Origin of the sequence: Wolbachia endosymbiont (group A) of Tromatobia lineatoria (assembly GCF_964028565.1) — a bacterium.
Classification (GTDB): domain Bacteria; phylum Pseudomonadota; class Alphaproteobacteria; order Rickettsiales; family Anaplasmataceae; genus Wolbachia; species Wolbachia pipientis.
This window is the reverse complement of the sequence record NZ_OZ034791.1, coordinates 639212-652260: the sequence shown is the minus strand read 5'-3', so window position 1 is coordinate 652260 and position 13049 is coordinate 639212. Positions and strand designations below refer to the sequence as shown.

General features: G+C 35.0%; 15 protein-coding genes. 8 read left to right on the top strand and 7 right to left on the bottom strand.

Translation table 11 applies throughout. From position 1 onward, the window contains the following. The first annotated feature begins 520 nt into the window (after positions 1–520). On the top strand, positions 521–733 hold the full coding sequence (locus tag ABWU48_RS03300; protein ID WP_167513691.1) for a hypothetical protein: 213 nt from the start codon (positions 521–523) through the stop codon (positions 731–733). A gap of 60 nt (positions 734–793) precedes the next feature. Then, a complete protein-coding gene (locus tag ABWU48_RS03295; protein WP_006279664.1) occupies positions 794–1168 on the top strand; it encodes a TrbC/VirB2 family protein in 375 nt (124 codons plus the stop codon). Here ABWU48_RS03295 and ABWU48_RS03290 read toward each other — a convergent pair. Both ABWU48_RS03290 and ABWU48_RS03285 read right to left on the bottom strand, forming a co-directional pair. Beyond that, positions 1144–2142, bottom strand: coding sequence for a pyruvate dehydrogenase complex E1 component subunit beta (locus ABWU48_RS03290; protein ID WP_353288240.1), 999 nt, complete (start codon positions 2140–2142; stop codon positions 1144–1146). The genes ABWU48_RS03295 and ABWU48_RS03290 overlap by 25 nt on opposite strands. A 547-nt stretch (positions 2143–2689) precedes the next feature. Beyond that, positions 2690–3790 (bottom strand): ATP-binding protein, encoded by a 1101-nt coding sequence (locus ABWU48_RS03285; RefSeq protein WP_353288239.1) that lies wholly within the window; start codon positions 3788–3790, stop codon positions 2690–2692. A gap of 719 nt (positions 3791–4509) precedes the next feature. Between ABWU48_RS03285 and ABWU48_RS03280 the strand changes: the two genes are divergently transcribed. The 5 genes from ABWU48_RS03280 to ABWU48_RS03260 all read left to right on the top strand — a co-directional run bounded on the left by ABWU48_RS03280 (position 4510) and on the right by ABWU48_RS03260 (position 9112). After that, complete coding sequence (locus ABWU48_RS03280) at positions 4510–4683, top strand: hypothetical protein (protein ID WP_265023311.1); 174 nt, start codon at positions 4510–4512, stop codon at positions 4681–4683. A gap of 270 nt (positions 4684–4953) precedes the next feature. Then, positions 4954–6159: an MFS transporter gene (locus ABWU48_RS03275; RefSeq protein ID WP_244663081.1), complete on the top strand. Its 1206-nt coding sequence runs from the start codon at positions 4954–4956 to the stop codon at positions 6157–6159. 249 nt (positions 6160–6408) lie between these two features. Next, the gene (locus tag ABWU48_RS03270) at positions 6409–6708 is read left to right on the top strand and encodes a hypothetical protein (protein WP_353288238.1); all 300 of its coding nucleotides are present in this window, start codon (positions 6409–6411) and stop codon (positions 6706–6708) included. Beyond that, a complete protein-coding gene (locus ABWU48_RS03265; RefSeq protein WP_353288516.1) occupies positions 6705–8435 on the top strand; it encodes an ankyrin repeat domain-containing protein in 1731 nt (576 codons plus the stop codon). The genes ABWU48_RS03270 and ABWU48_RS03265 overlap by 4 nt, the downstream gene beginning before the upstream one ends. Before the next feature lie 20 nt (positions 8436–8455). Beyond that, a complete protein-coding gene (locus ABWU48_RS03260) occupies positions 8456–9112 on the top strand; it encodes a hypothetical protein (RefSeq protein WP_264706085.1) in 657 nt (218 codons plus the stop codon). 71 nt (positions 9113–9183) lie between these two features. Here ABWU48_RS03260 and ABWU48_RS03255 read toward each other — a convergent pair whose 3' ends face one another. The 3 genes from ABWU48_RS03255 to secG are packed head-to-tail and all read right to left on the bottom strand — an operon-like array spanning position 9184 to position 11541. Then, the gene (locus ABWU48_RS03255; protein ID WP_209472967.1) at positions 9184–9591 is read right to left on the bottom strand and encodes a nucleoside deaminase; all 408 of its coding nucleotides are present in this window, start codon (positions 9589–9591) and stop codon (positions 9184–9186) included. Positions 9592–9616: 25 nt separating this feature from the next. Then, complete coding sequence (locus ABWU48_RS03250; RefSeq protein WP_353288237.1) at positions 9617–11221, bottom strand: CTP synthase; 1605 nt, start codon at positions 11219–11221, stop codon at positions 9617–9619. Then, positions 11221–11541, bottom strand: coding sequence for a preprotein translocase subunit SecG (gene secG / locus ABWU48_RS03245; protein WP_007548880.1), 321 nt, complete (start codon positions 11539–11541; stop codon positions 11221–11223). Before secG ends, ABWU48_RS03250 begins: the two co-directional genes overlap by 1 nt. A 144-nt stretch (positions 11542–11685) precedes the next feature. Here secG and ABWU48_RS03240 point away from each other — a divergent pair, with 144 nt between their 5' ends. Next, a complete protein-coding gene (locus ABWU48_RS03240) occupies positions 11686–12201 on the top strand; it encodes a gamma carbonic anhydrase family protein (protein ID WP_010962614.1) in 516 nt (171 codons plus the stop codon). Positions 12202–12251: 50 nt separating this feature from the next. Here the strand turns inward: ABWU48_RS03240 and ABWU48_RS03235 are convergent, their stop codons facing one another. Both ABWU48_RS03235 and ABWU48_RS03230 read right to left on the bottom strand, forming a co-directional pair. Then, positions 12252–12374 carry a hypothetical protein gene (locus ABWU48_RS03235; RefSeq protein WP_341817395.1) on the bottom strand — a complete coding sequence of 41 codons (123 nt, stop codon included), beginning with the start codon at positions 12372–12374 and terminating at the stop codon, positions 12252–12254. Between the two features lie 2 nt (positions 12375–12376). After that, positions 12377–12889 (bottom strand): hypothetical protein, encoded by a 513-nt coding sequence (locus ABWU48_RS03230; RefSeq protein ID WP_353288236.1) that lies wholly within the window; start codon positions 12887–12889, stop codon positions 12377–12379. Positions 12890–13049: the final 160 nt, after the last annotated feature.

Below are 13049 nucleotides of genomic sequence, written 5' to 3'. Positions count from 1 at the left end.
ACAAACTCTGCCAGCCCCCTTATCATGAAAGTGAAGCTATTTATTTATCTTCTCTGTACAGATTAAATGACAAAAAAACTCACGTATCTGGCGTCTCATGTTTAATTTTTTGCACTATGTGCACCTTATGTCTTTATCAAACTTCTACCTACATAAGCTGAAACGCGCTTATAAAGCGTTTAAAACATAAAAAAACGCCAACTTAAAAAATGGATAGTGAATAACTAGCTACCCTAGGGTTTCTTTTGCCTTTTTTTCTGTTTAGTAAATTTCTTAATGTTTCTAATTTAGATTAGTTGCGGTTTAAAAGCAACTGAATCGCGGTTATTAAGCATTTAGAATAAAAAAACGCCATACTTGAAAGTATAATGTAAGTAATTAGCCAACCACGGGGCTTCTTTTGCCTTTTTTTTCATTTGGTAAATTTCTTAATGTTTATGGCTAAACGACAACCGTCATCCCGCTACTTGTTAGCGGCTGAGATACCGCGGCGGTATGACGTAGGACTGCTGTCATCCCAGTGCTTGACACTGGGATCCAGTTGAGCTATTTCAACAAAAATACTGCATTTGAGATGAACGTTCCAGACTTATTTATAAATATAACAATTAAAGTCTGGATTCCAGCGTCAAGCACTGGAATAATATCGTTTACTATGTCTATATTACAATATTTGTGCAGTTGTGTGTCAACTACTTTTGTGGCACCGTTTGTTATTCAATCTTTATGCTAGTTTTACTAAAAATTATAGTATTTTAGGTATAATTGCAATATCTAAATTTAAGGTATAGAGATGAACCCTAGGAAAGTTTTTAATATTCTTTTTATAGTATTATTTATTTCTTTTTCTCATGTTGGGAGTGCTGCCGCTGACACTAATACTGATACAACTGCTCAAGTAATATGCAACATTATTGGCTACGTTTGGGGAATAGGCGGACCGCTTATGACCGTAGTGATAATAGGTGCAGCTTTGCTTGCGATATTTGGTAGAATGCCATGGCCAGCTCTTTTTGCACTCGGTATATTTTGTGCTGTATTTTTCGGTGCTAAAACTATCGTCATAAAAGTAATGGGTGGTATAGGCGGCACTGGAAATACTTCTTTGATGGACCAATGCGGAACAGGAGACACAAAAAAAAACTATTTTTTTCTAAAACAGACCTGATGCACGGCTTCAACTATATCTTCCACTTGCGGTAATGCTTTTTTTTCTAGATTTGCAGCGTAAGGTAAGGGGATGTCCTTGCCAGTTACACGTACAACTGGAGCATCAAGGTAGTCAAATCCTTGTTCCATAACAACGGCTGACAGCTCTGCTCCTATTCCTGCAAATGGCCATCCTTCTTCTACACTAACTAACCTATTAGTCTTCTGAATAGAGTTAATAACAGTTTGAGTGTCAAGTGGTCTTAAGGTTCTGAGGTCAATAACTTCAGCTTCTATACCTTTACTCGAAAGTAAATCTGCTGCATTTAAGGCATCCATTAATTTTAATGAAAAAGCAGTGATAGTTACATCCTTTCCTTCCTGTATAACAGCAGCTTTGCCTATCTCAAGTAGATAATCTTTGTTTGATAGCTCAGAGTCAGAAACTTCATGCTCATGTCCATAAGCTATTTCGTTTTCTAGAAATATTACCGGATTAGGGTCACGAATTGCAGCTTTAAGCAGACCTCTGCAATCTGAGGCAAAATAGGGTGCTATTACTTTTAACCCCGGTATATGCGAATACCAAGCTGCAAAGCATTGAGAATGTTGTGCAGCAACTCTTGCTGCAGCGCCATTTGGTCCACGAAATACTATAGGGCATCCAAGTTGTCCGCCTGACATATAATTTGTTTTTGCTGCGGAATTCACAATTTGGTCAATAGCTTGCATAGAAAAATTAACAGTCATAAACTCGACTATTGGCTTTAATCCAGCAAATGCCGCTCCAACAGCAAGGCCAGCAAATCCATGTTCGGTAATAGGCGTATCAACTACTCTGTTTTCTCCAAACTCTTTCAGTAATCCTTTCGTTACTTTATAAGCACCATCATACTCTGCAACTTCTTCACCCATGATAAGCACATCAGAGTCGTTTTGCATTTCTTCTCTAATTGCTGTGCATAAAGCTTCTCTTACACTTAAGGTTGCCATTTATAAACTTTTATAGACTTTAACTAAAGTAACTATATCAGAATTACTGGGGGTAAGTAAAGTGTACAAATTAAGTTTTACAAACATCATGACCAACTCATTCCAAAAAAAAATCTTCTCACGCTTGCTGGTTTTGGTTGCTAAAAATGATTGTATTGCTTGTGTTTTTAATAATATATACTGCTAAGTTAATAATAATTCACTTGGGAATAACAGAAAAATACATGATAATTTTATATTTCAAATAGAATAAAATCCTTTTTATTGATACTGTCTTTTTTTGTAAAAAACATTCCTAACTTTTCCACCACTTTTTCTGGCTAAGGTCAGTATAACTTTTGCTTGAAATAACTGTTTATATGGTGCAATTTACAGCTTTTAGTTGCTAAAATTATAACTCTTAATTTAATAATTTTAATCCAATAAGCTTTCAGGTTAATAAAATTAAATTATTTTAGTAAATGCAATACCATGTCTTTATTTGTGGGTAATAATAAGAATAACGAAGGTTGGCTCAGCTACACTTCTATAATTTCAATTTTTATGTTTACCGTATAAAAGAAGTTTCTTCTATCTGTGTCTTCGCGTTTGAAACTAACTTTATTCTATCTCTTTCTTGTTCTGGACTTAACCTGTGAAGCGCGTAACTGAAATCTTCCTCACTCACTATAAGCCGTCTTTGCGCACCAGCGCTAATTTTTGCTTCATTCACTAATTGCTCTAACTCAGCCCCAGAATAGCCTTCAGTCTTGTCTGCAATGTCTTGGAGGCTTAGCTTTTCATCAGTTTTTGTACCTCGCATATAAAGTGCCAATATCTTTTGTCTCACCTCTATGTTTGGATTAGGGACATAAACCTTCTGACCTAAACTTCCAGGTCTAATAAGTGCTGGATCTATACCACCGATAAGGTTAGTTGCACCAATTACTATTATATCTTTTCTGCTCTTAAATCCATCTATTTCAGTTAACAACTGTGTTAAACTCTCTCGACAATGGTAAGCTGAGTTATTAGCGGTACTTCTTTTTTGAGCAACTGCATCTATTTCATCTATAAAGACTATACAAGGAGAATATTTTTTTGCTATTTTAAAAAGCTCGCGTACAGCATGTGCACCATGACCAATATATACTCCAATAAGTTCAGGACCTGAGATGCTTATGAAATTCATATTTGATTCACCTGCAATTGCACGAGCGATAAGTGTTTTACCATTTCCAGGAGGGCCATATAATATGTAACCTCTTAGTGAATTAATACTTTTATTTCCAAACAGCTTGCGCATTTCTTCTGTCATTTGGTCACAGCAAATCATCTGCAACCGTTGTCTTAAGGAGTCATCAATTATAGCATCAGCAAATGTTATTCTTTTATCATCTGAATTAGCTAATTCTATCGATATAGGCAGCTCTACTTCCTTTAGTTTGCTGAATACTTGATCATATACAAACCAAACAATAAAAAGGAGAACGACAAGTAACACACAAGGCATAGCTTCACTAACATAATGTGCAGCTAACTCATACCCTTTACTAAGCAACATTGTATGCATATAGGCAAACAAAAAAGCGATAGAGATAATAGTTGCCACGCATAGTAAACAGATTGAAATTCTTTTTAGTAATTCTGAAATTTCAATTTTTTTCATCTTAATACCTTATACCAATTTTAAACTAAGAATAATTTTATCTAGCTTACCTATTTTAGCTTGATTAGAGTGTTCAGAAAAATTATCAAGTACGTACTTTAATTTATTAAATACTAAAAACAATATATCACCATATTGTCACATACATCTTTAAAGTTTACCAAATTCATTTTCAAAAAACAAGATTTTATTATTAACCCGAATTCTGGATTAGATTTTAGGTAAATTATTGAAAGTCTTGAATTTTACTAAATTAGTAACTAGTCTTAAAATGCTTACTCCTTTATCGTAAATGCTAAAACAATAAGCTATTGATATTCTTGTTTTTTTTAATCTCCAATCCAGAATTCGGGTTAAAAACGCTAACTTGTATCTTCAAGAAGTAAGACATAATAGCTCTAAAATGTCTTGCAAGGAAAGGTAAAGCTGAACGCTAACTTATGCCAGAAAAATACCGTCTTGTTTGCCTTTTTGAGTAGTATCATCTTATTTTTCCTGTAAATTTTGTTTATAACGCCTAAGATTTACGATATTTTAATCCCGGTAGAATATCTTATAAAATCAGATTATATGTTATACCTATGGAAATAGATAACTTTCAGCAATATTACAACCAAGAAGAAATGAAGACAGTAACATTAGCTCAAATTTATAAAGACTTGGTAATAAAGATATTCGATATAGCCACAAGCAAAATGTAAGCTACTATTAATGGTATTATGGAAATAGCACCAACGATACCACCTACTATACCTACTACCAGAGGTGACGGAGTAGTAAGGCTTAATATAATAAGTGGGAGAGATATAATTGATAGTATTATAGAAATTACACCTACTGTTTTCAGAAGAGATAGAAATCCTTTTGAATCTGAGAGTTCTTTAATTCCTTAAATAATATAAAGAAAATGCTTATACACATTATAGCACAAAGTATTACTGCTGCTATTTTTATTATAGCTGCTGCTATAAGTGCTGCTAAATAAGCTATATTCATTGCAATTATCACACACCATAATAAAAAAGTCAACTCCATATGTTTAGGTTGTAAAATCCCAAAAAGCAGCCAGAATAGAATAAGCAAACATTTACGAATTGAATTTAGTGCAAACAAGGGTGTTGATATCAACCATACTCTGCAGAATCGCAATATGGTATGACTACATGCTTTTTATTGATTTGATTAACATAATCAGCAGAGAGTTTTGTTTTGCAAAAGATGTCTACAGTAACATACTGCAATTATTTGGAATTGTAGGGCTAGGTGCAATTGTAAGGCCACTTGGTGCATTCATATTTGGTCACGTTGGTGACAGGTATGGAAGGAGGATAGCATTAATAATTACTATCTTGCTAATATCGATACCATCAAGTCTCATTGCATTTATTCCAAGTCACAATCAAGTAGGTATAATTTCTACTATATTGCTTCTTGCAATCCATATAACACAAGGAATTGCACTTGGTGGTGAACAAGGAAGTTCTGTTTATCTTATAGAGCATTTATCCAGTAGGAAAGAGAACTTAGGGATGTATTTTGGAATGATGGGTTTTGGTCGCTCCATTGGCGTCTTGCTTTCTGCGGTAATAGTGATTATCTGCAAAAAAACTACTGATTTTTGTACCTGGGGTTGGAGATTGCCATTTATTTTCTCAGCTATTTTAGGATTAATTAGCGCGTATAGCATATACACATTGGGAGAAACTCCAGCATATGAAAAAAATCGAAAACAAAGAAATTTACCTGATTTGCCAATAATAGAGCTTATAAAACGCCACAAGAGAGCTCTTATACTTGCTATTTTAATATCTGTACCTGTTAATGTTGCTGTTGGATTTACCATATTTCTTCGAACTCTCGCAAAGGAAATAGCATCAGTGGATGTTTATGTAACAACATATATCAACGAAATTGTATTGATTATAACCAGTGTATTAATGCCGATATCTTCAATAGCGTTTGGAATGTTGGCTGATAAAGTTGGAAAAGAGCGCACTGCAATCTTATTTATAGCAATTACAATGGCACTGTGTTGTCCTGCGTTATCTATTGCATATTACTATAAAAATTATCTTGTGATTGCGTTGAGCGTAATGGTTCTCTCTATAATAGAAAGGGGTATAGTTCCCATAGGAATAGTTGCATCTGAACTCTTTCCTACCAATGTTAGATTTAGTGGTGTGAGCTTATCACGCAATATCTCTTATGCGTTACATGGAGGATTTACTCCTATGGTTTGTATTTGGTTGACTGTAACATTTCCTCAAACAAACCTTGCTGCTGGGCTTTATATAGTCTTCTGCTTGTTGATCAGTGTGGTAGCAATATTGCAAATAAAACCGCAAGATAAGAAATTTGATTGGTCTTAGTTTTCTCTTAAGTGTGTATTCTCCTAAGTTGAAAAAAGGTGTGAAAAATGCGCTAATCTCGCTAAATGAGAAAATTTTATTGCGGAAAAATTAGAACGATCAAAAACACATGCCATGATAAACTTTTTTATGCGTAACACTAATTTCTTATTCTATTCGTCTAAAAAAACAGTATTTCCAACTGTAAATTTAAGTCTTTACAAGCGTCACAAATATAGTATGATATAAGTTAGGCTTTATAGAGGGTATATGGCAACAGATACAGAAAATAATAATAGAATTAATATAGTACGTGAACAAGCAGGAAATGCTGTTCATTCAGATATTGCTTACTCAGAAAGAATACAAAAATCAGTAGAAAATGAAGCATTGTGTGATGCGTGGTCTAATTTTGAGTACTTTGAAGATGTGTTGAGAATAAAAAACAGCACCGATAGGGAAAACAGAATTAAGCAGCTTATCAAGGAAGATTTAGATATAAATGCTACAAAAAATGGCAAAACTATTCTAGACGTTGCTATAGAAAAAAATGCTCATCAAAAGTTATAAGTTCATTAATAAGCAATGGCAGTAGGATTGATACTATAGATGCTAGCGATCGTACTGTACTGCATAGATCTGTTAGGAATGAAAATAGAAAAGTTGTTGAGTTGTTTTTAGAAGCTAATGAAAAAGAAGTGTCTCAGTACCTGGTAGCAAGGTTTTTGCCATTGTCTATGTTATGTCAAAAAATAGAAGTAAATGCTAAGGATAATGATGGTTGTACTGCTTTGGATTATGCTCAATATGGCAGTGAAATGTATAGCTTGCTGCAAAAATATGGAGCACAACATAGTGAAAAGTTTTTATACTCACGCAACCTTAATATAGGGGAATTAGATTTAAATAAACTTGTTTCTGACCATAACTACTGCTTTGATGTGCTTACAAAAGCATTAGAGATTGAGGACAGATGCGAAAAGGAAGAGGTTATAGATTGGTTGCTAAAAAATGGTGCTAACATTAATGTTAATAAAGGTGATCAAGCCCTACTGAGTGTTGCAGCTGAAAAAGGTGATGTTGAAAATGCTGTGCTATTGCTTGAAAGGGGAGCACATGAAGGAGTAAATTCTCAAGATGCTGAAGGAAGAACGTTATTACTAAATGCAATTATTCAAGATAAGTTGGGCCATGCAAAATATCTCATAAAACAAAGAGTTAACGTTAATATACCAGATAATAATGGAAATAGCTCACTACACTACGCTGTTGTCAATTTTATTAAGCAGCGCTTAATTGAATGTGATGAAACCTATACAGCTAACGCTACTTTTTATGATTTTCTTAAGAATGGTGCAGATCTCTATATCAAAAATCATGATAACCTTACAGCATTTGAATATGCTTTTCACGCAAGAATAGCTCCTAGGGAAGCTGTTTATTTATTCAAGCTATATATAGAAAGAGGTGATCAGAGTGAAAACATGCAGTTAGTAAAAAATTTCAAATTGCCTTCTGGTGAAACACTATTGGAGTATTTTTTCAACAATAAATTATTTGATAGTGCTCAATCTTGTATAGATCTAGGAGCAAATGTTTCGCATAATGGGTCATCTTTACTGATACAAGCTCTTCAGAATCGAGATATAGAAGGTATCGGGTTTCTTTTACGAAACAGAGCAGACATTCCAAATAACGCAAACATTTCAAATAATAAGAAAAACTGTAAGTTGTATTTCCAAGTAGCGGTTGGATGTGTAGCGATGTTTTCGCTTGGTATGGGAGCTGCAGCCACGTTTACTCTAATTAAAATGTCTCCGCTAGTGTTAGTAATAGTAGCTGTGACCTTCTTTTTGACTGCAATAGCATCTATGTCTCTGTTTGTATTATATAAAAAAGTAAAAGGGGAACGCAAACACGAGGTAATTGTTAATAATGCTGTATTTAACATAAGTCTAGAAGAAGCAGCTAATGATTTGTTTAGCGGGTTATCAACTATAGCAGAAAGAGGAGCAGAAGCAGGTGCACTATACCTGGAAGTAAAGGAAAAGACTGAAAGTGTAGCTAAAAAAATGACATCCAAAAAGGAATTAATTGAAGCAAGATTTCAAAATATACAAGAAAATTTCATTAATAAGTTAAGTAATTTTGAAGAACTTCAAGGTGCTAGAGATTCTAGTACTTTAAAGAAATTCTATGCTGCTGTTAAAGATGTTCTAAAGATACGCTCCAGCATTCCTATTTCCAATTTACATCTATTATCGCTTGTTTACCATTTATCAGAAGTACAATTTTAACTGCCATAAGTGAAAGAAAATTGCCTGAAGATAAGCAGTGGGCTAAGGTATTAAAAAATACAGTACCAAACTTAATAAGAAATCAAGAAGTTGTGCGGAATGTTATAGTACCAACTCTTACTGATATTTTAAAGAGCCTATCAGAATCAAGAGAAGAAAGAAAATTTATAATCTATACTCTGGTCTGCCTGAAAGAAGTGATTGATGAAGTTTATACGACATCGGTACAAGAGTCATTGTATAGGATATTAGGAGTAGAACTTGCAAATAGTCTAAATGGTATGGTACAGGCAATAAGTAACCTATTAGGCTGCTATGGACACGAAGAAGTAGAACGTGCAAGAACCGCAAATGAGTTAGATTACAGAGTAGGTAAACTTACACCTGAAGAAACGCAGCAATTCGTTATAAACTTAGGAGAGAGAGTAGGATCTCTCAGGGAGTTTGAGGGTCGAGTTACAAATAAACAGTCAATTAGTAAATTGATAGATTATTGTTTGGACCCAAAACTGAATGATAGGGAAGCAGCCGCAACACTATTAAATTATATACTCACATGTACTGAAGATGGTCGTTATTTGGCCGCTGAAGCTGGTACTAATAATAATTTATCTAGCAACTCTAATGTTGTACTTATTACGCACGTGGCAGCAAATCGATCTGCACAGTTAGACTAGAGGCGGCTATATGGAAAAAAGTGAAGATAGTTTCAGAGATAAGCAAGCAAATGACAATTGATAGACTTAAACTATGTTCTCAATTTCTCAAAAAAATCCTTTAACAAAAAAGAGCATTCTGTTTCTAATATCCCACCATAAACTTCAGGTATATGGCTGCAAAATTGAAATATCTTAGCACCATTTTCAATTCCTCCACCTTTTGGATTATAAGCTCCAAAGTACAATCGTTTAATTCTGGCAAAGGAAATAGCTTGAGCACACATCGGACATGGTTCTAATGTTACGTACATATCAGCATCACAAAGCGTGGGAGTTGAAAATGCTTGTCTGATCGCTAACATCTCTGCATGTGCAGTTGGATCGCTGGATATATTGTGTGCAGAAGAAATGATATTGTCTCCACTCACTATTACAGCACCTATGGGCACCTCATCATTTTTTTGAGCGAGTTTGGCTTGCTCTATGGCAAGCTCCATATATTGATACTTAAACACTAGGCACTTATTTCTTATCAATTGCTGCTTTAACGAACGACACGAAAAGAGGATGAGGAGAAAACGGCTTTGATTGAAATTCTGGATGAAACTGCACACCAATAAACCACGGATGACTCTCTAACTCCACTGCCTCTATGCACGTTCCATCTTCTGATATGCCACTGCATAACAGCCCATTTTTTTCTAAGTCATCTTTATAATCTGAATTGATTATGTACCTATGCCTGTGTCTTTCTGAAATAGTAGTGTTACTATATGCATCCATCATTTTAGAGTTTGCATTTATATTACATTTGTATGCCCCAAGTCTCATGGTTCCACCAAGATCGTCATCTTGATCGCCAGCTAACTTAACGATTGGATGTTTACAGTTACGAAATTCTTCAGAGTGTGCATCTTCAAGCTTAACAACATTACGAGCAAACTCAATAATTGCAAGCTGCATACCAAGGCAAATTCCGAAAAATGGGATATTATTTGTACGGGCATAATTTATTGCTAATATTTTACCCTCTACTCCGTCATCACCAAACCCCCCTGGAACAAGGATTGCATGAGAATTCTGTAATTTCTCTCCTATAAGTTTTTCATTTATAGGTTTTTCTTCCTTCTCTCTTGAGTTAACCCAATTTATCCTTACTTTGACTTTATTACTAATCGCACCATGATTTAATGCTTCAACTAGTGATTTATACGCATCAGGGAATTCGGTGTATTTTCCCACTATAGACACAGTAACTTCCTGTGTTGGGTGCCTTATGGAATGCACTATTTGATCCCATTCAGTCAAGCTTGGTCTTGGCTTACTTAAATGAAAGTGCTCCAAAATTTGCGTATCAAGCCCACATTGGCTATACAACACCGGTAACTCATATATATGACTCACATCAGGAGCAGGTATCACATTGGATAAAGAAACATTGCAAAGCTTAGCTATTTTCTCTCTTTGATTATCGAAAATTTCTTTCTCACTGCGGCATAATATAATATCTGGTTGTAACCCCGCGGAATTTAACTCTCGAACTGAATGCTGCGTTGGCTTTGTCTTTAATTCTTGCGCTGCGGTAAGATATGGTATTAAAGTTAAGTGAATAAGGATAACTCTTTGTTTTCCTAATGTGTAGTTAACTTGGCGTATAGCCTCCAAAAATGGTTGGCTTTCAATGTCACCTACAGTTCCACCTATTTCACATATTACAAAATCTAAACCTTCCGTACCATTAAAAATGAACGATTTGATCAAATCTGTTACATGAGGAATGACTTGCACAGTTTTGCCCAGATAATCACCACGCCTCTCTTTCTTCAATAACTTATGATATATCTTACCAGTTGTTATATTGTCATCTTTTGTTGCTTTAATTCCAGTAAAACGCTCATAATGCCCAAGATCCAAATCAGTTTCAGCACCATCTTCGGTAACAAATACCTCTCCGTGCTGAGTTGGGTTCATTGTCCCAGGATCAATGTTGAGATACGGGTCAAGTTTTCTGATACGGATCTTAAAACCGTGAGCTTGAAGAAGCGCACCAACACTCGAAGCAACTAAGCCTTTACCAAGCGATGACACAACTCCACCTGTGACAAAGATAAATTTAGCTTCCTTCATTAATTTTCAAATGGAACAGAAGTAGATTCACTTTCTTGCTTTTTTTCTAATATAATTTTTTCTGCGATCGATTTTTTATGTACGTCTTTTGAACATAATCCTGACAATAGCAATGTGTTTATAATAAACAATCCAGCAACAATAGCCGTTATTCTGCTGAGCGGGTTTTCAGAAGATTTCACCGGAATCATCGAATTGACCCCCTGTTGTGTATTACTAAAACCACTTAACGAACTACTTCCAGGCGGCTGCAAGAGCACTAAAATTACTAACACAACAACCAATATTATTTGAAATATACTTAATACCGCTACTGACATTATAGATAGGGCTGAAAATAAAAATCTTAGCAGTACAAAGCACGTAAGTCAAGAACATCTGTCACCCAAGTAGTTTGAAATCTAAGTATGTATTTACTGCTTACCTTATTTTGATTAACATATGCATAAGACTTTGGGCTTAATATGTATCACATTTTAAAATACAAAGATTATGAACCAAAAATAGACGAAAGTGCTTTCATCGCAGGTGGTTCGCATATCATAGGCAAGGTTGAAATAGGAAGAGATGCAAGCATCTGGTTTAATTGTGTAATCAGAGGGGACGTCGGATCAATAAAAATAGGTAATGGAACAAATATTCAAGATGGAACGGTAATTCATGTGGATAGAAACCCAGGTGGTGACACAATTATTGGCAGCATGGTAACAGTGGGACATTTTTGTGTGTTGCACGCATGCACGGTGCATGATAAGGCGTTTATTGGTATGGGCTCTACCGTGATGGACCATGCAGTTGTGGAGCCTGAAGCTATGGTAGCTGCTGGCTCACTGGTAACACACGGAAAAGTGATAAAAAGTGGGGAAATATGGGCTGGCAGGCCAGCAAAGTTCTTCAAAAAGATGTCGAATGAAGAAATTAAACATATTACACAATCAGCACAAAATTATATTATGCTAATGAAGGAATATAAAAACTGAAGTTCGCGTCAAGTGTTTTACTTGACACGTACATTTCGGCTTAACCCTTGTTACTTCTTTTTCCCATTCTCATTTACTTCTTGTGCTTTTGCCCCATCTACTTGAGTACTAGGTAATACTGCATATGTAATACCACCGGCTACGAGTGCAGATGCTACTGCTATACCAATCATTACTAAATCTCTAACTTAACTGTACGTTCAAGTGCAGTAAATGCTATCAGTCCAGCAGCAAGACCCATACCAACAGTAGCAGTGTACCGTGCTCCATTGCCTTGTTTTGGTTGCTCAGTTGTTTTGCTTTTATCTTCTAGTTTTCTATTTTTCTCCTCTAACAATTGTACTGTGGGATGGCAAGATAGGGCTTTTACCATAATCTCCTCTTTCCCATCGTTAAAGCCTAACAGATTTTTCATTTCTTCTAGGCGACTAAAATATTTGCCACCCTTTTTCCCAACGGATTTTACATTCATGATTGTATTATCTCCTAGTTCTTCTTGAGGATAAGAACCAGTAATATATAGTTGTTGATCATTTAGCGTACAGCCCACATAAAACTTGTCATCAATTATAGCACCACTCTTATCTACGTTTTTATACTTTTTAAATTCTTCATAATCATCTTTTTTTATAACAAGCACTATTTTATCATCGGCAACCTGTATTGTACCATTCTTTAAGCTTAGCATAACGAACCTCAATTATAATTTAACATTACATAATACCCTTAGAACCTAAGGTCAAGTAATATTCTTATCATAGCATAGAAAATTTATGTTCGTAAACAAAAAATTTTGGCGTAAAATTGCCGTAATTGTGCTATAGCTAAAGTAATTTAGGTTTACCGAC